This window comes from Methylovirgula sp. 4M-Z18 (assembly GCF_037890675.1).
GTDB lineage: Bacteria > Pseudomonadota > Alphaproteobacteria > Rhizobiales > Beijerinckiaceae > 4M-Z18.
In genome coordinates, this window is the sequence record NZ_CP149574.1 from 4,077,421 (window position 1) to 4,096,708 (window position 19,288).

The window sequence follows — 19,288 nt, forward strand, 5'->3', positions numbered from 1 at the left end:
TATTCACTTCAGTTATTCCCCAAACCTGCCTACCTGACCAGACCGCAAATGGTCATCCTCTCACCCACATTTCGCAAAGGGAGGAATTCATGTATCAAAAACGCGCATTGATCGTCGGCGCGACCGGTATCGTCGGACTGAACGTCGCAGAGCGTCTGAGGGAACTCGGCGGCTGGGAAATCCACGGCGTCTCGCGCCGGCCGGCGGTCGGAGCATCCTATATCCAGTCGCACGCAGTCGACCTGTTGAAGCGAGAAGGGGCAATCGCGGCCCTGTCCCACCTCGCTCCCACGCATATATTCTATTGCTCTTGGACGCTGGGCGCGAACGAGGACGAGAACATCCGCCTGAATGGTGACATGCTGAAAACTGTCCTCGATGCCTTTAAGGACAAGGGCTGCGTGCACCATGTCGGCGTCGTCACCGGCACGAAGCACTATCTCGGCCCGTTCGAGGACTACGGCAAGGTCCAGCCGGTCACGCCCTTCCGGGAAACAGCACCGCGCCTACCGAAGAAGAATTTCTACTACGAGCTCGAAGACATCGTCATGGCCTATGCGGCTGAATGCGGCTTCGGCTGGTCAGTTCACCGTTCCCATACGATCATCGGCTATGCGGTCGGAAACTTGATGAATATTGGCGCGACGCTCGCCACTCACGCCTCCATCTGCAAGGCAACGGGTCGGTCGTTCCGCTTCCCGGGTAGCCCGACTGCCTATCGGGGCCTGAACGACATCACCGATGCGCGCATCCTCGCCAAACAGATCGTTTGGGCGGGTACGGAACCGAACGCCCGCAACGAAGCTTTCAACGCAGTTAACGGCGATGTTTTCCGCTGGGAGCAACTCTGGAAGACGATCGCCGACTATTTCGATATCCCGGTTGCCGAGTATCCCGGCCAGTACAACTCACTTGCCGAGCAGATGAAGGACCTCGGCGGGGACTGGGACCGACTTATCAGCCAGCATGGGCTGCAGCCTAACAAACTCGACCGCCTCGCCTCCGCCTGGCATACCGATTTAGACCTCGGCCGCCCGATGGAATGCGTACATTCGACGGCAAAGGCTCGAGCCCTCGGTTTCAAGGAAACGCAGGATACCGAACGGTCCTTCATCGACGTATTCGACCGGCTGCGGGCCGAGCGCATCATTCCCTGAGATTCGGAGGCGGCAGGAATTCGGACGGCGCGCTTCCGGCGCGCCGCTTGCGTTTGTTCAAGCTTCCGTGTTGAAGGCATCTGCGTAAAGCAAAAGAGCCACGCCCTTGCGGGGCGCGGCGTTTACTTTTGAGCTGACGAACAATCCTACACAGAGATTAGCGGCCGCGATCCCAGTCGGCGGGCAAGACGATCCAGAGATTTTTGGCTGGCATTGACCTGCTCGCAGCGGACCTCCGCCACGCCCTCCACTTCCATTAAATAGGTGCGGATCGGCCCGACATAAGTCATGGCCATATTGGGGCATGCCTTACAGGCGCCCAACAGCTTCACGCTGACGACACCGTCGGCACTAATATTGACGATTTCAATGTCGCCGCCATGGCCGAGGATCAGCGGCCGAATACGTGCGAAGGCGGCCTCAAGCGCATCGAGCGAGATGGCGGGCAAGGTCGTCATGCGACCAACCCCAACTCCGTCTTCTTGGCCTCGATGTCGATGCCCATGCCTCCGGCGAAGGCCTTGCCGAGAATGTTCTCTTTCATTTCCCGGGTGATTTCCGGATAGCCATAACGGTCCTGCAATTCCTCGGGCATTTCGAGATTGGCGAGGGTGTCGATGTAGGTCTGCACGTGCGGCCAGATGAAAGCTTCCGAACCATAGCAGATGCGGTCAGAGCCGACATAGAGCAGCGCCTCGCCAAGGCGCTCCAGCATCTTCCAAGGCTGGAGATAATACTGATTAAACCACAGCGGCAGGATCAAGTAGATATTGTCGAAGCGGCTGGCAATCGAGATCGTCTCGTCGACATAGGGATCGCCGAGATGATGGATACCGAAGTTGAGTTCAGGGAAGTCGGCCGCCGCATATTGAATATCGTTCGGCTTGAACGCCTCGACTGGCCCCAGCTCCAGCGGGAAACCCTTGTGGAATTGCACCATCTTGATGCCTAGCTCGATCGCCTTTTCCCAAAGCGGATAGGCGACGTCGCGATCATCCGCACGCCAGGCACAGCCGCGGCGTTGGTACTGGTAGAACTTCATGCTGACGGCGCCGAGTTCCTTGACCTGCCGCTCCATCTCCTCGAGCGCGAAATCCAGCCCGTGATAGGCTGGATCAACACCACCGGTCAGCACCACGCGCTTCGGATTCGACTTGGCGAAGGCGTCGCTGAGTTCCACGGGACCGAGGCCCGCCCGCCAATGCGAGAAAAGCGGCACGGAGCATGCGCTTGCCATGTCGGTATCTGAGTTCTCGAAGAGCATCCTGTTGCCCCATTCGAGATCGGGATTCGAAAATGTCTTGGTTTCCGGCGGCGGCCCGCGACGACCGGTCAGGTTGATGAAGCCCGTGATCTGCGAGCGCAGCAGCCTAACGCGCCTGCCATCGCTCCCCGTCTTGATCTGATTGTCGCCGAAGTCCTGGGTGTGGACAGCCGCGTCGAAAACAAACATCCCATCTTTCATTGCATAACTCCCGAAGAAGATCGTCACCTTCACTGCGTCCTTTCTTAGGTAGCATGGCGCAACCCATTCATTTTTTTGAAATGACTGAAGATTGTCTTCAGGCAATCATGCGAGCGGCAGTATGTTTCTCCGGCTACAACTAGCCTCGTGATCAAGCGTGCCGCAGAGACGATACTGCGGCGGACGACGAGGACGAAACGTGACCCAACCAGGCAAGATCGAAACCACAGGCGGCCGCAACAGCCTCAGACCCAGCGACGACGAGATATCCTTTCTCAAGGACCGCGCAAAATTCTGTCGCCTTGAGACGATCCGGCTGATCGAAATCGCCAAGGTCGGGCACTACACCTCCGTCTTCTCAGCAGCAGAACTCTTTTCGGCGCTTTACTACGACGCCATGGCCCTGCGGCGGGGTGAGCCGAAATGGGAGGACCGCGATCGCTTCATGATGGGCAAAGGGCACGCCGCCGTCGGGCTCTTTCCCATCCTCGCAGACCTCGACTTCATCGACCGCGACCTTCTCGACGGCTATACACGCCTCGGCAGCCCGCTCGGCGACCACCCCGACATGACGAAAGTTCCGGGTATCGATTTCAGTTCGGGTTCGATCGGACATGCCCTTTCCGCCGGTTGCGGCATGGCGCTGGCTGCACGCATTCTGGGCAAGGATTTTTTCACCTTCGTGATGATCGGCGATGGCGAGCTTCAGGAGGGCCAAGTCTGGGAGGCGGCACTTTTTGGCGCACATAACCAACTCGGCAGATTGATCGGCATCATCGATCGCAACGGGTACCAACTTGATGGCTCGGTGGATGACATCATCGGCGTCGAACCGATCGTCGAGAAATGGCAGGCCTTCGGCTGGGCGACACATGTGGTCGACGGCCATGACGTCGCCGCGATCACAACGCTGCTGCGCAGTCTCAAGGCGGATCGCGAGCGCAAACGGCCAGCAATGATCATCGCCCAAACGATCAAGGGCAAAGGCGTCTCCTACATGGAAACCGAACCTGGCTGGCACCTCGGTTATCTCGACCCTTCTGATGCCGCGCGCGCAGTTGCCGAAATCGAAGCGATGGAGAATTGAGATGAACAAGCCGCTTTCCGACAAGTCCTGGCAATATCGTCAGCTCAACTCTGTGACGCCCGGTCTCGACGCACTGTCTGATGCGCTCATCGAACTCGTCGCCGCGGGGGAACCTATCGTAGCAGGTACGGCCGACCTCCAGTACTCGAACGGCCTTTCCAAGTTCCACCAACTCCACCCTAATCGCTTCGTTCAGTTCGGCATCTCGGAGCAGAACATGGTGTCGGCAGCTGCGGGCATGGCGGCCGTCGGTATGAAGCCCTATATCGCAACCTTCGCGTCCTTCCTTGCTTTGCTCTGCTGCGAACAGATTCGCATGGATGTCGCCTATTCCAAGCTGCCCGTCCGTTTGATCGGCCATCACGCCGGCATCTCGCTCGGTTTCTACGGCACCTCGCATCACGCGACAGAAGATCTCGCCATCATGCGCTCGATCGCTAATCTGACAGTTATTGCACCGGCGGATGCCAACCAGCTGATGGATGTCATCAAAGCCGCCAACGATTATCCACACCCCATCTATATCCGTATTCAGCGGGGGCGTGATCCAGAAGTCTATGCTGAGCGTCGGCCATTTAAGATCGGCAAGGCAATTACCCATTGTGCCGGAACGGACCTTACAATCATTGCCACTGGTTCCACTGTTCACCCGGCCCTTGAGGCCAGCCGAGCGCTGCAATCCGCCGGGGCAAGCGTCGGCTTCATCGACATGGCGACTGTAAAACCGATTGACCGGGATGCCATTCTCGAAGCCGCCGCGCAAAGCCGGAAAATCCTCACGGTAGAAGAGCACAACGTGCTCGGCGGTCTAGGGGGAGCGGTGGCCGAGGTGCTCACCAGTGAAGGTCTGCCAGTAAAGCTAACCAGGCACGGCATTTATGACGAATACAGCTTGATCGCGCCGCCGACCCACCTCTATGCGCATTATGAACTGGACACTAAAGGCGTTGAGGCTCGCGCCACCAGGATTCTTGAAGGTCGAGCCTAAAGGCGCCGGCGCAAGGCCATCTCCTAGCTCAAAGGCCGCAGCTCAAGCGCTGCGGCCTGTGTATTTGTCTCTCAGGCAATACCGCCGAGGCAGACATACTTGATCTCGGTGAATTCCTCGATGCCGTACTTGGAACCCTCGCGGCCGAGACCGGAGAGTTTCACGCCACCTAACGGCGCCTCCGCCGTCGAGATGAGGCCGGTGTTGACGCCCACCATCCCGTATTCCAGCGCCTCGACGACGCGGAAGACGCGCGACAGGTCCTTGGCGTAGAAATAGGAGGCCAGGCCGAACTCCGTGTCATTCGCCTGCGCGATCACATCGTCCTCGTTTTTGAAGCGGAAGAGCGGGGCGACGGGGCCAAAGGTCTCTTCGCGCGCCACGACCATGTCCGACGTCACGTCGGCAATGACGGTCGCCTCGTAGAAGGTACCGCCCAGTGCATGGCGCTTGCCACCCTGCACGACGCGACCCCCTTTCTTTACGGCATCGGCGACATGCTCCTCAACCTTTTCCAGCGCCACCCGATCGATGAGCGGACCGAGCGCCACGCCATCGTCAAAACCGTTGCCGGTCTTCAGCTTACCTACGGCAGCAGCGAGTTTTTCGGAGAAGGCGTCATAGACGACGTCCTGTACATAGATGCGGTTGGCGCACACGCAGGTCTGCCCGTTGTTGCGGAACTTAGCGATCAGCGCACCTTCCACGGCCGCATCGAGATCAGCGTCGTCGAAGACGATAAAAGGTGCATTGCCGCCAAGCTCCAGGCTGAGCTTCTTGATGGTCGGCGCGCACTGCTTGTAAAGCTCGGCGCCGATTTCCGTCGAGCCGGTGAAGGTCAGCTTGCGCACGGCGGGGTTCGCTGTTAGCTCACCGCCGATCTCGCTGGCTGATCCCGTGATGACGGAGAAGAGACCTGCGGGCACACCGGCCCGCTCGGCGAGGATGGCAATCGCAATGGCGGAAAAGGGCGTCTGCGAGGCGGGCTTCAGCACCAAGGCGCAGCCCGCGGCGAGAGCTGGACCGGCCTTGCGGGTAATCATGGCATTAGGGAAGTTCCAGGGCGTGATCGCTGCAACCACACCGATCGGCTGCTTCATCACAAGGATGCGCTTGTCGTTCTGGTGGCCGGGCACGATGTCGCCATAGACGCGGCGGGCTTCCTCGGCGAACCACTCGACGAAGCTGGCGCCATAGACGATCTCGCCGGTTGCCTCTGCCAGCGGCTTGCCCTGTTCCATGGTCAGGATGCGGCCAAGATCGTCCTTATTCTCGATTATCAGGTCGAACCACTTGCGCAAAACGGCGGAGCGTTCGTTGGCGGTTTTCGCTGCCCATTCCCTTTGGGTCGCAGCTGCCGCCTCAATGGCTTCCTTCGTCTCGTTCGCCCCAAGCTTCGGGACATAGCCGACGAGTTCGCCCGTCGCAGGATTCTTCACCGCAATGCTGTTGTCACCCGCTTCGATCCAGCGCGTACCAACATAGGCTGCCTGCCGAACCAGGCTTCGATCTTTGAGGTGAGAGAGCATTCTTCCTCCTGGCTTTGTTCGAATTTCCAGGAACCATAATCCTACAAGTCGCCCTCTCTGTTTCTTCAAAAGAACTGAAAGCAGTTTTCGGTCTTGCACCCTGGTGCGATATATCTTGAATCATCATGATGCATCGTCTTCAAGACGCCAAGGAGGAGAACCTGACAATGCCGATAACATTTCTTAAGCCCTTGACGGCTACTCCGGTTTCACTGTTCGAGCGGCTCCTCGTTCTCATCGGCTCGGCAAACATTTGGTATAGGCACAGCATCGTTAATTTAGCGGAGCGTCGACCCACACGTGGGTCTATTCAGCATGAAGAAGCACGCTCGTAGCCGGATCCCCCGCGGCCCCCTACCCGACCGAAGTGATCGGCCATGCGGTCTGACTGTATTTCCGCTTCCCTCTGAGCTTGCTCAGGGTTGAGGACACACTGCCGATACCGGCGATGTCACGTTAACTTTCGCGGGCGCACGAGTGTCACGGTGGTTGATTTTCAGGCTGCTGCAGCGGCGGACTTCCACTCCGTCATCGCCGTCAGGCGATGAACGTGGGTTGAGAGAGCGGAGCGTTGAGAGCGAGGCGGGACGAAATGGTTTCGGACGGCGGAAAACGTTGAGACGAACCGTTGCAATCCTGGCCATGATCGAAAGCCTTGCATAATTCGCTCGCGTTTTCGGATGGGAACATGGGAATTTTCCGCACGATTATTTAATCCCTTGTGCTGCCAATGATCGATATTCGGCATAACCTTGCGTCTGGCGGCGGAGTAGGAGCCGAGTTTGTCGGTCACGATCCGCTTCGGTGGTCGTCCTTGCTTGCGCAGCAGCCTTGTCAACAATCGCCGTGCAGCCTTTGTGTTTCGCTGAATTTGCAAGATTTCGTCGAGAACGTATCCTTCCTGGTCGACAGCCCGCCACAGATAACGTTTCTCGCCATTGACGGTGATGACAACCTCGTCGAGATACCAGATATCAAGGCGGCTTGGAGCCTTGCGCCTCAAGCGGCGGGCGTAGTCGGCGCCAAATTTGATCGCCCAGCGCCGGATCGTTTCGTAGGATACGACGATGCCGCGCTCGAGCAACATTTCCTCGACCAGACGCAAGCTCAACGGGAAACGGAAATAGAGCCAGACGGCGTGCGCGATGATCGTCGGAGGAAATCGATGCCGTTTGTAGCTCACAGGAGAATGGATCATGGCTGGTCAATATCAGCAGAAATGTTCGACCCAGTTAACGTGATATCGCCCTCGCGTCTTTCCAATGCTTGCGGTTGTTTTGATCGCTCCGGCCGGCGAATCTCACCGGCGATCAGCCGATCGCACCTTCAGCGCGGTTCTCCTTCGGAGAGATGTGTCTTCAGACGACTGCCGGGGCCGCAAAGTTGGTCCTGGCCCATGCGGCAAACTTCGTCGGCTCCTGGCCGGCGACTTTGTTGGCGAATGCAATCTCGCCGCGCGCATCCGAACCGAGGTACGTGTGCGCTTCGAAATAGGCGAGCATCGCCGCGATACCGTCGGCGTGCGGGAACCAGCCGGCAAAAACCTCGCGCGGGACTCGGCTGAACGAGAGTGTGTTGCCCTGGCGATTCAGGGTGGCGATGATCTCGTTGAAGCTCAGGAAATCGCCGACCAGCGCCAAATGTTCACCGTGACCAGTGAGTTCCGCCTGCGCGAACGCACCGGCCACGACGCGGCCGAGCTCGGTGATGTCGCCCATGTGGATGACGCGCTTCTCCGGATCAAGCGGCAGCGCCCAACCCATTGCACCATCCGGCAGCTTCTGCGGCGCCATGAGGCCGACCAGGTTTTGGAAATGGAACGGCGCGATCACGAACGTGTGGTACTTAAATCCGGCTTCGCTCACGAGACGCTCGACTTTCGCCTTGGCCGTGAAATGCGGGACATCGATCGTGCCGCCGCTGATCGTCTCCACATTGGGGAGCGTCGACCAGATGACGTGCTCTACGCCGGCCTCTTTCGCTGCGTTGATGGCGGCGAGGGCCTGCTTGGGCTCGTCTGCACCGGCTTCCCAGGAATTGGTCACCAGGAAAACGCCGTGTACTCCGGCAAACGCGGCTTTAAGCGTTTCCGGACGGTTGAAATCGGCCAGAACGACTTCGTCCGCCAGCTTCGGATGCTTGGCCGGATCGCGCGTCAACGCGCGCGCTCTGAATTGACCGCTCGCCTGCAGCGCGCGCACAACGCCGCCGCCTTGCTGACCAGTTGCGCCGACGACGGCGATGAGCTTCTGGGTGTTCGACATGGTTTTCTCCAATGCGCATCTTGTTTGCGGCGGCGCTACCTGATGCGGCGAGCGCGGCATTGGGTGCGACATCGCAAATATGGGCTTGAAAACGCTTCGCAGTAGATGGAATAATTGGATTTGATCAATCCATTTTTGGAGAAATCCAATGCTCGATCTGAACGATCTGGCGATGTTCGTCCAGGTGGTCCGCGCCGGCAGCTTCTCCGAGGCGGCGCGGCGTCTGCGAATGCCCGCAAATACGCTGAGCCGGCGCATCGATCAGCTAGAAGGGCAGCTCGGCACGCGTCTGCTGCATCGCTCGACACGCAAACTCGCGCCGAGCGCGGAAGGTCAGGCGCTGTTCGAGCGCTATGCGCCGGCGCTTGATCAGATCCTCGAGATCGAGCGGCTTCATGCAAACGCACAGGCACCGTCCGGCTCGGTTCGCGTCACTGCCATGGCCGGCCTGTTTGAATTCTTCCGCATGGAATGGCTGGTCGAATTCTACGCCCGCTATCCAAATATCAGCGTGGATTTCCTGCTTGACGATACCGCGACCGATCTGATCTCGGAGCGTATCGATCTGGCCTTGCGCATGGGCATCGAGACCGGTACCGGCTTTAAGGTGCGCCGGGTGGCGCCGAGTGCAATGATTCTCGCCGCGAGTCCGGCCTATCTGGAACGGCGCCACGCGCCACGCACGCTGCGTGAACTCGCCGAACACGATTGTCTGACGATTTCCAATCGTCAGGGCCGCAACATGTGGCGGCTGCAGGGCCCGCGCGGGGGGCAGGAAGTGCCGATCAAAGGCCGGTTCGCGGTCAACGACATGCGCGTGCTGGCGCAGGCCTGTATCGCTGGCCTGGGTATCGCGCTGCTGCCGCAATTAATCGTCGAGCCAATCATCGCGCAGGGGAAACTGGTCCGTGTGCTGCCGGCTTACCGCCGTGCGACAACCGGCCTCGGCTTGCAACTCGTTTACACGAGCCGCTCGCCGGTGCCGCCCGCGGTAGCCGTCTTCGCCGAATTTCTTTTGGAGAAATTGAGCGACGCGATACCAGGCGCCGTGCAGAGCAGTGCCAGCCGGCAATAGGATTTGCGTTTGAACAACAAGCCCCCTAACCTGCGGCTTCTGCGCAGGGTTACCGTTCATCACGTCACAGGATGCGGCGTCTCCGCGATTTCCGCGACGCTAGCCTGGGCCAATTTCTCGATCAGATAGTCGCCGAGGACTTCGACGCACTTTGCACGGGACAATGGTCGAAGAGGGAGGAAAGCCGCCGCGGGAGAGGCCGATGGAGTTGCATACGCACGGAACGAGAAAATATCCCACGTCCGCGGTGTTGCGGTCGTCCGCCGCGCTCGGTTGGCCGACAATATCCGCCGAGCTTCGGAGCCATCCGGCCAGCACGATGGGGGCGATTGTTCCACAGCACACGGAGATAGGTCTCATCGTCAGCGGCAACAGGAATTGTCTGGTAACGCGAACCGGGGCGGGACAAACTCAGCAAGCGGTGCCAACGGCAGGTGCGATCTGGCTTGCCCCAATTGGGGTGGGTGACGATGAATTCACGATCACCGCGCCAGTTCCGCAGTCGCTTCATCTCTACTTGCCCGAGACGCTGTTTCATCGATTGAAAGATGACTTCGCTCTGCCGGGCAGGCCAGCGCACTCGATCCGTTTTGTCGCAGGCGTCAGGGATCCAGTCATCCGACAGATCGGATGCTCAATCCTTTCCGAGCTTATCAACGAGACGACCGCCAGCCGGATGTACGTCGAAATCGCTGCTCTGATGCTTGCGGCCCGGCTCCTTCGAAAGCATTGCGACAGCGGCACATGCCGGTCCATCGAATCCTCCGCGCGCAGTCTCGATCATATTCGGCTCCGCCACGTTCTCGACTATATCGACACAAACATCGAGAGCGATCTCACGCTTGCTGATCTCGCTGCAATCGCAGGTTACAGCCCGTTCCATTTTGCCCGGAAGTTCGCGCTCGCCATGGGCATCTCGCCACACCGCTATATCAGTCGCATGCGGCTGGAGAATGCGATGGCGGAATTGGCGGCGGGCAAACTGCCGCTCGCGGAAATAGCCCTCAACGCGCACTTCTCTTCGCAGGCCAGCTTTACCCGGGCGTTTCATCGCGCGACCGGCATAACGCCCAAAGAATATCAGCGTCGCCGAACCTAGCTATCGCGCCAGGCCGGTCATCTAGGAGCACGGGTCGCTGGCCCCGACAACGCGATCATGCGAGCGAGCAACCGCGGTAAAAACAATCGCAAGCACGGGAAAGACAAGACCCCGCTTGAATGCTTTCGTGCCCTTCAAAGGCATCTTTTGGCCAGGCCGTCAAACACCTTAGCAGGATCGAAAGATGAACGTAAAAGCACCAGAGCAAGACCGGAATGAGAAGTTCATTCGCGAGTTATACTATTCAGCACCCTCATGAATCTTGGGGCGGCCTTCAGACATTGACCGGGGTTGCCCGATGTCCTTCAATATATCCACTCTCAGCCCCCGTCAGGGACGTCGCCCAGATGCCTAACGAGGGAACTGCGGGTTGGCACCAGCTCCCAATTCAACGTCAAACTGAGGGCGCCGATGATCGAAAGCAGAGCCTTCGATGAGCTGCCAAGCGAAGATGCGAACGTTTTCATGATCGATGTTCTTCAGAACATCGATTGCTACCGCAAGGGGTGTCAGAGGAGAACATCATGGCGAAAGTTTTAGTGCTCTACTATTCGGCTTACGGACATATCGAAGCAATGGCGACAGCAGTCGCTGAGGGCGCCCGAGAGGCCGGCGCGCAGGTCGACATCAAACGCGTGCCCGAACTCGTGCCCGAGGAGGTCGCGCGCAAGTCGTACTACAAGATGGACCAGGCGGCTCCGATCGCGAAGGTCGAGGATCTCGCCGATTACGATGCAATCATCGTCGGCACTGGCACCCGGTTTGGGCGATTGTCATCGCAAATGGCCAACTTCCTGGACCAGGCGGGTGGCCTCTGGATGCGCGGAGCGCTGCACGGAAAAGTCGGCGGCGCCTTCACCTCGACGGCAACGCAGCACGGCGGGCAGGAAGCGACGCTGTTCTCGATCATCACCAATCTCCTCCACTTCGGCATGGTGATCGTCGGTCTCGACTACGGCCACGCGGGCCAAATGACCCTCGACGAGATCACCGGCGGGTCTCCATACGGCGCCACAACGATCGCTGGCGGTGACGGCTCGCGCAAGCCGAGCGCGAACGAACTGACCGGCGCGCGATATCAGGGCCGCAAGATTGCGGAGACCGCAAACAAGCTGCACGGCTGACGCGAGAAAGCGCAAAAGCCCTGCCGCACCGCGCCATCAAGGTCGGCGCGGCAGGAGCGAGGCCGCTCAAATTCACTAAGGAACTGGCCATGCAAAGATCGGCTACAGACGATGTATCGAAGGGATTCATCGACACGCATCCGCTCGATACTGCAGATGCAGCAATCACCGGCGCGATGCGCGCCATGGTCAGTTCCGCCAAAGGCGTGTCACGCGGGATCGAAGCACGCGGACAATTCGATGCTCTCATGGAGAGTGTCTTGCCGCGCGACGATGTGACGTTCGAAGCAGGTGCCCACGGGGGCATACCCGGACTTTGGGTATATCCGGTGCATTGGCGGTCGGACGAGGCGATCGTCCATCTGCACGGTGGCTGGTTCAATTTTGGATCCGCCAAAGCCTACCGCCATTTTGTCGGGCATATTGCCATCAGAGCGGGAGTGCGGACGTTTATCCCGGACTATCGGCTTGCGCCCGAACATCCCTTTCCAGCCGCCACGGACGATGTGCTCGCATGTTATCGGGAGCTTGCCGGGAGCGGAATTCGTCGGATTGCCCTGACGGGCGATTCCGCGGGCGGTAATCTCGCGCTGGGACTTGCGTCGCGCATCGCCGTAGAAACCACCTCCACCCCGGCTACTCTTGCCGCGATTGCCGTATTCTCACCGGTGACGGACCTTTCCCTTTCCGGCACAACCTACGACACACGCGCGGATGCCGATCCCCTCTTCACGCGTCCTCAGGTCGCGGCACTCGTGGCCTCCTATCTGGGGAGCGCCGACGCGAAACATCCTCTGGCTTCGCCCCTTTACAGCCGCCTTGTGGGGATGCCACCCGTCCGCATTCATGTCGGTGACGACGAAGTGCTGCTGGACGATTCGATACGATATATCGAGCGTGCAGTCGCCGCGGGCGTCGATGCCCGGCTCGACGTGTGGTTGGGCATGCCGCACGGATTTCCCGGGAGTATCGGAAAGTTAAAGGCGGCAGCACAAGCGCTGGATGCGATCGGCGTTTTCCTCGCCGACAAACTGGGAATGCACGCCGCGTCATGAGTCCGCCTGTTGAGATGACGGCCAACGTGGCCAAGTACTCAACGCGCTTTTATGCGGCTTGCCGCAAAGCGATCAAAACATTCGCAAGCGTGGGAAAGCGGCTGCCGGCATAAGAAGGCGGACAAGAACGAGCCCAGTCGCAAGCTAAACTACTGAATTTAGTGAATTTTTTAACTTCAGCGAACATCGCCGGAAATCAAAATGGTGCCCCTGGCCGGGATCGAACCAGCACTCCTTGCGGAACTCGATTTTGAGTCGAGCGCGTCTACCAATTCCGCCACAGGGGCATTGAGGGCGAGCGAACGCCCCTCAAGCGAGCGCGGACTATATCCAGGCGCCGGCTGCGGTCAACCCGGGGCCGCCAAGTTTTTTAAAACTATTTCGTTTTATGGCTTCCGGCCTTGCTGAAACGGGGCGGGCCGCCTAAAGCGTGGGCCATGTCGCAAAGCTTCGACCGACCGGCGCCGGACAATGCGCCCAAAACCGGACCCTTTCAACGGCTGTACCGCTGGACCCTGACGTTGGCGGAAAGCCGGCACGCCTCCTATGCGCTGGCGGGCATCGCCTTTGCCGAAAGCTCGTTCTTTCCGATCCCGCCCGACGTCATCCTCATTCCGATGTCGCTCGCCAAGCCGCAGCGCGCGCTGTTCTATGCCCTGATCTGCACCATCGCCTCGGTGCTGGGCGGCATTTTAGGCTATGCCATCGGCGCCTGGCTCTATGACACGATCGGGCAATGGCTCATTCACATGAACGGCCTCGACAACAAGGCCGAGATGTTGCGCGGCTGCTATCAGACCTGGGGGTGGGTGATCATCCTGGTCAAAGGCATCACGCCGATCCCGTTCAAGCTTGTGACGATCGTCAGCGGCAGCATGGGCTATAGCCTGCCTCTGTTCATTCTGCTGGCCGCCATCACGCGCGGCGCACGGTTTTTCCTGCTGGCGGTGGTGCTGAACCGCTGGGGCGAGCAGATCCGGGCGCTGCTGGACCGTTATTTTGCCGTTTTCATGGTGCTGTTGATCGCAATTATCATTTCCGGCTTTTGGCTGGTGGCGCATTTCGGCAGCAGCGGTGGCTCATGCACGGTGTAGTTCAAAACAAGGCAGTGCGAGGCCTATCCGCGCTGCAGATCGCTTGCCTGATCAGCGGCATCGCCTTTCTCACCATTGCCGGCGCCTGGATCTTCCAGGCCTTCGGCTATGCGCCGTGCGAATTGTGCCTGAAGCAAAGGCCGGCCTATTACGGCGGCGTCCCGCTCGCCTTGCTGACGGTCTTTTTGCTGCGCGACCCGAAGCGCAAGTCGATGGCGGTCGGCTGCTTTGCCGGCCTCGCGATCATCTTTGCGGCCAATTGCGCCTTCGGCATCTATCATGCGGGGGTCGAATGGCAGTTCTGGCCGGGCCCGACCGATTGCACCGGCTCCTACACGCCGCCCGCCAATCCCGACGATTTCCTCAGCCAATTGCAAAGCGCGCCGATCGTGCGCTGCGATCAGGTGGCGATCCGCATCCTCGGCCTGTCGCTGGCGGGCTGGAACGCGGTGATCTCGGCCTGCATCACCATTCTGTCGCTCCTCGGCCTGCGCAAGGCTTGAGCCTTTCGTAAAGCTTTGCGTCAGCGGCCGATATGGCGGGTTTTTACCGCCAAGGCGATGATCTCCCAGGCGCCCTCCAGCGCGCGGGCCATGCGGCTGGCGTCCCAATGGGTGCGCGCCATGACGAAGCCGCCTTCGACCACCGCGAGCAGCATGGCGGCGAGATGGCTCGGGTCGAGGCCGGCCTGGATCTCGCCCCGCGCTTGGGCTTCCCCAAGCGCGGTCCGCAAATGCGCTTCGATCCGCTCCAGGTAATCGGCGATGGCCTGGCGGAAGCGCGGGTTTTCCATCATGCGCTCGCCCGAAAGCCGTGCGAGGCGGCAGCCGCGCAACGCATCGCGTTCGCGCGCGAGATAATCGTCGATCCGCTGCAGCGGCGGCTTGTCGGGAGCGAACAGCGCGTCCATCGCCGCGCTTTCCTCCGCCTTCATTTCCTCGAGCGCCGCGAGCGCCAGTTCGAGTTTGCCGGGGAAATGATGGTACAGGCTGCCCTGGCCGGCGCCGGCGCGCTCCAGAATGTCGCGCGGGCTCGTCGCCTCATAGCCGCGCTCCCACAACAGGTCCTTGGCCGCGCTCACCAGTGCGGCACGCTTCGACGCGCGCGCCTCGCTCATTGCAGGCCGGCGAGATGGGGCGGCGGGCTCTCGACATATTGCGCGATGCCGTTGCCGAACGACCAATTCTCGCGCGTCATCTCGACGAGGTGGATGAACACATTCTCGCGGCGGATGAGGAGCTTGGCGAGATTGTCGGCGATCGCGCGGTAAAGCGCCTGTTTCTGCACCACGCTGCGGCCGATCGACAGATGAATCTCGATCATGACAATGCCGTCATCACGCGCAACGCCAAGATAGGTCGGGTCGTAGATGATCCCGTCCGGCAGGGTTTCGATAATCTGGAACCGGTCCTGCTCCGGCACGCCGATCGCGCCGATCAAAGCGGCCTGAACCGCGTTCGCGATGTCGCGCTGGGTTTCCGGCGAAACAGATTTTTTCAAGGATATGCGGACGAATGGCATGGGCTATCTCCTTCTTAGAGGATATTTACATACTAGTAGGTACAATTCAAGAGACACCATTCATGATCGGGTTTTGACCCTAAGGCCAATTGCCTTTTCCCTTCCGCATGGCATCATCATCGGCGTCGGTGAAACTGGGATGCGAGGTGATCTGTGGCCAAGACGTCGCTCTATCTGATGGCGGCCAGTGTATGTGCCGCCGTTTCCCCCGCTCTCGCCGCTGACGTGCCAACGCGGGTTGGGCAATGCGTCGCAACGCAGATTTCCGAGCTCGCCTCGCGCCTCGAAGGTGTGCCCGACAGCGGCAGCGCCGTCACCTATGCCAACGGTATCTATGGCGTTTCCTACGAGATGGAGGATCAGGTCCAGCGCGCGCGTGTCGGCGACCCGGTGAAATTGTGCCTGGTTTCAATCCCGAAAAAGTGTCCGCCGGGCGACGATCGCGGACGAAAGTATCGCGCCACCGATCTGCGCACGCACGGCAGCTGGACCTTGCCCGACGCCGAACATATGTGCGGCGGCGCCTGATCTACGGCATGTTAATATTTAGCGAGACATACAGTTCTTAGCATGCTCAGATTCGGCCTCCGTCTCCTCGGTTTTCTCACGCTCGTGTCGGGCTTTGCCGCGCTGGTCGTGGACGGCACGCGCTCGATCGCCGGCAACGCGCTCGACCTGACCCCGCTCGGGCGCACGCTCATGTGGATGGCGCCGAACCGCTTTCCCGCGCTTGAGCCGGCCTTGCAGCACATTCATCCGATACTGTGGGACCCAGTCGCGCTGACGGTTCTGCGAATCCCGACCTGGATTTTCCTGTTCTGCGTCGGCTTTCTGCTGCTGCGCCTCGGCCGCAAGCCGGAACGCAAGATCGGCTTCACCAGCCGCCCTTGACGCGATTGTGAAGCCGCGGTGAACTGCCATGCTCTCCCAGGAATGGTGACGAACACCTAAATGATGGTCTGTTCCGATCAGGAGATTTCCGATGTTTGGCTTCAAAAAACGCCTCACCCTGCCCGCCGCCGCCGAGGCCCTGCCCGGCCGCACCACGCCGATCCCGACCGCCAAGAACCATTTCGTGCTGCATCGGCCGCTGCAACCGCCCTATCCGCAAGGCATCGAGACCGCGATTTTCGGCCTCGGCTGTTTCTGGGGGGCGGAGCGCAAGTTCTGGCAATTGGGCGAGGGCATCCATGTCACCGCCGTCGGCTACAGCGGCGGCGTGACGCCCAATCCCACTTACGAGGAAACCTGCACCGGCTTGACCGGCCACAATGAAGTGGTGCTGGTCGCCTATGATCCGGCCAAGATTTCCTACGAGACGCTGCTCAAAACCTTCTGGGAAGCGCATGATCCGACGCAGGGCATGCGCCAGGGCAACGATATCGGCACGCAATATCGCTCCGGCGTCTACACCAACTCGCCAGAACAGGAGAAAGCGGCCCAGGCCGCAAAACTTGCCTATGGCAAGGCGCTTGCCGCCAAGGGGCTTGGACCGATCACCACCGAGATTCTGCCCGCCGGACCGTTCTATTTCGCCGAGGATTACCATCAGCAATATCTCGCCAAGAACCCGGCCGGCTATTGCGGCCTTGGCGGCACCGGCGTTGCCTGCCCGATCGGGACCGGGATCGCCGCGGAATGAAGATCGCGGCCTATGATGCCGTTTGCGGGGCGCTGCCCGGCGCGACGAAAGTCGTGCAATGGGGCGGCATGCATGTGTGGAAGGTCGGCGGCAAGATGTTCTCCGTCGCCGACGGTACGGTGAAGGGACATGTCGCGCCCTGGTTCAAGGCGTCCGACCGGTTGCGGCCCATGCTGCTCGAACGCGACGGCGTGGTGCCGGCGCCTTACCTCGCCCGTGCCGGCTGGGTCGCGCTCACCGAACCGAAAGCGATGAAAGATCAGGACCTTGCCGCTTATCTGAAAGATGCGCATCGGACCATCGCCGCGAAGCTGCCGAAAAAGCAGCGCGCGGCGCTGGGATTTGACCCCTCAATTTGAAATCAGCACCTGCCGGCATTCTGCCGGCAATTGCGACATGGTGAGTTGCTTCGCCGGATGCGGCTGCGCCGAGGGTTTGGGATGCAAAACCTCGTCCGAGAACCACCAGTCGAGCGACTTGTCACAGCCGTCGCCCGGCGGGGTCGGATCCTGCGGCTGGCACATGCCCTCGCCTTCCGGACAAGTGATGCGGATGTGGAAATGGTAATTGTGCCCGTACATCGGGCGCACCTTGTTGAGCCATGAGCGGTCGCCGCGCGCATCGCGGCAGATCGCCTTCTTGATCGCCGGATTGACGAAAATGCGCTCGACTTCCGGCGATTCCGCCGCCGCCTTGATCAGCGCCATATGCTCCGGCGTCCAATTGTCGTTCACGTCGAGCCCGTCGTCGCGCACCATATTGGTCGCCGACATCTGTTCGCGCTCAGCACGCGAAAGGGTGCGGTCGGGCATCGGCGTCAGCCACACGTCGGCGTCGAGGCCGATCTGGTGCGACGCATGGCCGGTGATCATCGGGCCGCCGCGCGGCTGCGAAATGTCGCCGATCAGCAGGCCCGGCCAGCCATTGATGGAGGGCACGCGATTCGACAATCGCTCGAGGAAATCGAGCAGCACCGGATTGCCCCAATTGCGGTTGCGCGACAGGCGCATCACTTGCCAGGTCTCGCCATCAATCGGCAGCGCTTGCGCGCCTGCGAGGCAGCCGCGCGCGTAAAAGCCGATGGAACGCGTCTGCAATTGCGCCGGCGTCAAGGCGCGGCCGAACAATTGCTTGGCGGGCAGCGCCGGATCGTCCGGATTGGCGAGCGGCGGCAGCGGTTGCGGGTTCAATGTGCCTTTGTCTTGCGCCATCGCGCTCAAGGTAAGAGCCGCTGACATGATCGCAGCACCGAGAGCTGTCCGCAAAATTCGCATGCGCAAAGTCCTTTTCACTATGTGTTTACCATGGCGCAAAGCGATTGCCGAAGCGTTAACCATGAGAGCGGCGCAAGAGCGCCGGGCCGGTAAGCATATTTTGACATTTCGATTTACGGAAAAGCGGAGTCGGATCATGATGTTAAGACATTATTAATACCAACGGTCACGCAGAGTGACCGTTGGTTCCTTTCTTCATTTTTCGCCTTTTCGGGGCGAGTGCGAAAAATGAAGAGCGGTCCAAAGGTCGCCATTTGCGACCTTTGGTATGAGTCTTGTCATGTCGCGTGCGCCTTCTCGAGCTGGGGAGTGAGGGTTATGCGTTATCTCGGGCTTATGCTGGTGATCCTGTGCGGCCTTTTCGGCCTCTCGCGTGGCGCAAGCGCCGAAGTCACCATCCAGATCGATCTCACCCATCAGAGGATGTATGTCAGCGCCGACGGTGGCGATTACAACTGGCCGATTTCGAGTGCTCGCTCCGGCTATGTCACCCCGCGCGGCTATTATCGGCCGCAGCGGCTCGAGGCGATGCATTATTCCCAGAAATACGACAATTCGCCCATGCCGCATTCGATCTTCTTCCATGGCGGCTATGCCATTCATGGCACCGGCTCGGTGGCGCAACTCGGCCGCCCCGCGTCCCATGGTTGCATCCGCCTGTCGCGCGCCAATGCCGCGACGCTCTATGCGCTCGTCCAAGAGGAAGGCGCGCGCATCTCGATTTCCGGCACGCCGCCGGCGTCCCGTCTCGCCTATCGCCATCACCACCACCGGACCATGGTCGCGTCCTGGCATCACCATCATCACAATCATGCGCTTGCCTATGCGCCGCAGCACCATCACAATCGCAGCCTGAAAGCCTGGATGAGAGAGCCCAACCAATTGTGGTAGCCCGGACCAGAGTCATAAGCGAC

General features: G+C 60.1%; 22 protein-coding genes and 1 tRNA gene. 14 read left to right on the plus strand and 9 right to left on the minus strand.

Annotated features, from left to right (window positions below):
* Nucleotides 1-89 precede the first annotated feature (89 nt).
* Nucleotides 90-1,157, plus strand: a complete 1,068-nt coding sequence (locus V9T28_RS18785; protein WP_116402806.1) for an SDR family oxidoreductase — start codon at nucleotides 90-92, stop codon at nucleotides 1,155-1,157.
* A 146-nt stretch (nucleotides 1,158-1,303) separates the two neighbouring features.
* On the opposite strand, the gene V9T28_RS18790 is transcribed toward V9T28_RS18785, so the two are convergent.
* Together V9T28_RS18790 and V9T28_RS18795 are read right to left on the minus strand one after the other, a co-directional pair.
* Entirely contained in the window at nucleotides 1,304-1,615 is a 312-nt protein-coding gene (locus V9T28_RS18790) for a NifU family protein (protein WP_116402805.1), read from the minus strand.
* Nucleotides 1,612-2,655 carry an amidohydrolase family protein gene (locus tag V9T28_RS18795; RefSeq protein ID WP_245424266.1) on the minus strand — a complete coding sequence of 348 codons (1,044 nt, stop codon included), beginning with the start codon at nucleotides 2,653-2,655 and terminating at the stop codon, nucleotides 1,612-1,614. The genes V9T28_RS18790 and V9T28_RS18795 overlap by 4 nt, the downstream gene beginning before the upstream one ends.
* A 166-nt stretch (nucleotides 2,656-2,821) precedes the next feature.
* Here V9T28_RS18795 and V9T28_RS18800 point away from each other — a divergent pair, with 166 nt between their 5' ends.
* Nucleotides 2,822-3,709 carry a transketolase gene (locus tag V9T28_RS18800; protein ID WP_245424265.1) on the plus strand — a complete coding sequence of 296 codons (888 nt, stop codon included), beginning with the start codon at nucleotides 2,822-2,824 and terminating at the stop codon, nucleotides 3,707-3,709.
* A gap of 1 nt (nucleotide 3,710) precedes the next feature.
* Nucleotides 3,711-4,697: a transketolase family protein gene (locus V9T28_RS18805; RefSeq protein WP_116402804.1), complete on the plus strand. Its 987-nt coding sequence runs from the start codon at nucleotides 3,711-3,713 to the stop codon at nucleotides 4,695-4,697.
* 71 nt (nucleotides 4,698-4,768) lie between these two features.
* Here the strand turns inward: V9T28_RS18805 and gabD are convergent, their stop codons facing one another.
* The 3 genes from gabD to V9T28_RS18820 form a co-directional block, all read right to left on the minus strand.
* On the minus strand, nucleotides 4,769-6,226 hold the full coding sequence (gabD, locus tag V9T28_RS18810) for an NADP-dependent succinate-semialdehyde dehydrogenase (protein WP_116402803.1): 1,458 nt from the start codon (nucleotides 6,224-6,226) through the stop codon (nucleotides 4,769-4,771).
* Between the two features lie 496 nt (nucleotides 6,227-6,722).
* Nucleotides 6,723-7,424 carry an IS6 family transposase gene (locus V9T28_RS18815; RefSeq protein WP_339071785.1) on the minus strand — a complete coding sequence of 234 codons (702 nt, stop codon included), beginning with the start codon at nucleotides 7,422-7,424 and terminating at the stop codon, nucleotides 6,723-6,725.
* Nucleotides 7,425-7,584: 160 nt separating this feature from the next.
* A complete protein-coding gene (locus tag V9T28_RS18820) occupies nucleotides 7,585-8,490 on the minus strand; it encodes an NmrA/HSCARG family protein (RefSeq protein ID WP_116402556.1) in 906 nt (301 codons plus the stop codon).
* A 148-nt stretch (nucleotides 8,491-8,638) separates the two neighbouring features.
* Between V9T28_RS18820 and V9T28_RS18825 the strand changes: the two genes are divergently transcribed.
* From V9T28_RS18825 to V9T28_RS18840, 4 genes are all read left to right on the plus strand, one after another.
* Complete coding sequence (locus tag V9T28_RS18825; RefSeq protein WP_116402557.1) at nucleotides 8,639-9,565, plus strand: LysR family transcriptional regulator; 927 nt, start codon at nucleotides 8,639-8,641, stop codon at nucleotides 9,563-9,565.
* Nucleotides 9,566-9,767: 202 nt separating this feature from the next.
* A complete protein-coding gene (locus tag V9T28_RS18830) occupies nucleotides 9,768-10,664 on the plus strand; it encodes a helix-turn-helix transcriptional regulator (protein WP_158554891.1) in 897 nt (298 codons plus the stop codon).
* 524 nt (nucleotides 10,665-11,188) lie between these two features.
* Nucleotides 11,189-11,788, plus strand: a complete 600-nt coding sequence (wrbA, locus tag V9T28_RS18835) for an NAD(P)H:quinone oxidoreductase (protein WP_116402559.1) — start codon at nucleotides 11,189-11,191, stop codon at nucleotides 11,786-11,788.
* 89 nt (nucleotides 11,789-11,877) lie between these two features.
* Complete coding sequence (locus tag V9T28_RS18840; RefSeq protein ID WP_116402560.1) at nucleotides 11,878-12,843, plus strand: alpha/beta hydrolase; 966 nt, start codon at nucleotides 11,878-11,880, stop codon at nucleotides 12,841-12,843.
* 202 nt (nucleotides 12,844-13,045) lie between these two features.
* Here the strand turns inward: V9T28_RS18840 and V9T28_RS18845 are convergent.
* Nucleotides 13,046-13,130, minus strand: a tRNA-Leu gene (locus V9T28_RS18845).
* Nucleotides 13,131-13,280: 150 nt separating this feature from the next.
* On the opposite strand from V9T28_RS18845, the gene V9T28_RS18850 reads away from it, so the two are divergent.
* Together V9T28_RS18850 and V9T28_RS18855 are read left to right on the plus strand one after the other, a co-directional pair.
* On the plus strand, nucleotides 13,281-13,937 hold the full coding sequence (locus V9T28_RS18850; RefSeq protein ID WP_116402561.1) for a YqaA family protein: 657 nt from the start codon (nucleotides 13,281-13,283) through the stop codon (nucleotides 13,935-13,937).
* Entirely contained in the window at nucleotides 13,925-14,440 is a 516-nt protein-coding gene (locus V9T28_RS18855) for a disulfide bond formation protein B (RefSeq protein ID WP_116402562.1), read from the plus strand. The genes V9T28_RS18850 and V9T28_RS18855 overlap by 13 nt, the downstream gene beginning before the upstream one ends.
* Before the next feature lie 20 nt (nucleotides 14,441-14,460).
* Here the strand turns inward: V9T28_RS18855 and V9T28_RS18860 are convergent, their stop codons facing one another.
* Nucleotides 14,461-15,054, minus strand: a complete 594-nt coding sequence (locus V9T28_RS18860) for a TetR/AcrR family transcriptional regulator (RefSeq protein WP_116402563.1) — start codon at nucleotides 15,052-15,054, stop codon at nucleotides 14,461-14,463.
* Nucleotides 15,051-15,458, minus strand: a complete 408-nt coding sequence (locus tag V9T28_RS18865; protein WP_116402564.1) for a tautomerase family protein — start codon at nucleotides 15,456-15,458, stop codon at nucleotides 15,051-15,053. The genes V9T28_RS18860 and V9T28_RS18865 overlap by 4 nt, the downstream gene beginning before the upstream one ends.
* 153 nt (nucleotides 15,459-15,611) lie before the next feature.
* Here V9T28_RS18865 and V9T28_RS18870 point away from each other — a divergent pair, with 153 nt between their 5' ends.
* The 4 genes from V9T28_RS18870 to V9T28_RS18885 all read left to right on the plus strand — a co-directional run bounded on the left by V9T28_RS18870 (nucleotide 15,612) and on the right by V9T28_RS18885 (nucleotide 17,459).
* The gene (locus V9T28_RS18870) at nucleotides 15,612-15,986 is read left to right on the plus strand and encodes a hypothetical protein (protein WP_245424226.1); all 375 of its coding nucleotides are present in this window, start codon (nucleotides 15,612-15,614) and stop codon (nucleotides 15,984-15,986) included.
* A gap of 42 nt (nucleotides 15,987-16,028) precedes the next feature.
* Nucleotides 16,029-16,349 carry a hypothetical protein gene (locus V9T28_RS18875; protein WP_116402565.1) on the plus strand — a complete coding sequence of 107 codons (321 nt, stop codon included), beginning with the start codon at nucleotides 16,029-16,031 and terminating at the stop codon, nucleotides 16,347-16,349.
* 91 nt (nucleotides 16,350-16,440) lie between these two features.
* On the plus strand, nucleotides 16,441-17,100 hold the full coding sequence (gene msrA, locus V9T28_RS18880) for a peptide-methionine (S)-S-oxide reductase MsrA (protein ID WP_116402566.1): 660 nt from the start codon (nucleotides 16,441-16,443) through the stop codon (nucleotides 17,098-17,100).
* Nucleotides 17,097-17,459: an MmcQ/YjbR family DNA-binding protein gene (locus V9T28_RS18885; protein WP_116402567.1), complete on the plus strand. Its 363-nt coding sequence runs from the start codon at nucleotides 17,097-17,099 to the stop codon at nucleotides 17,457-17,459. Before msrA ends, V9T28_RS18885 begins: the two co-directional genes overlap by 4 nt.
* Here V9T28_RS18885 and mepA read toward each other — a convergent pair.
* Nucleotides 17,451-18,374: a penicillin-insensitive murein endopeptidase gene (gene mepA / locus V9T28_RS18890; RefSeq protein ID WP_116402568.1), complete on the minus strand. Its 924-nt coding sequence runs from the start codon at nucleotides 18,372-18,374 to the stop codon at nucleotides 17,451-17,453. The genes V9T28_RS18885 and mepA overlap by 9 nt on opposite strands.
* A 318-nt stretch (nucleotides 18,375-18,692) precedes the next feature.
* On the opposite strand from mepA, the gene V9T28_RS18895 reads away from it, so the two are divergent.
* On the plus strand, nucleotides 18,693-19,265 hold the full coding sequence (locus V9T28_RS18895; protein WP_116402569.1) for a L,D-transpeptidase: 573 nt from the start codon (nucleotides 18,693-18,695) through the stop codon (nucleotides 19,263-19,265).
* The last annotated feature ends 23 nt before the right edge of the window (nucleotides 19,266-19,288 follow it).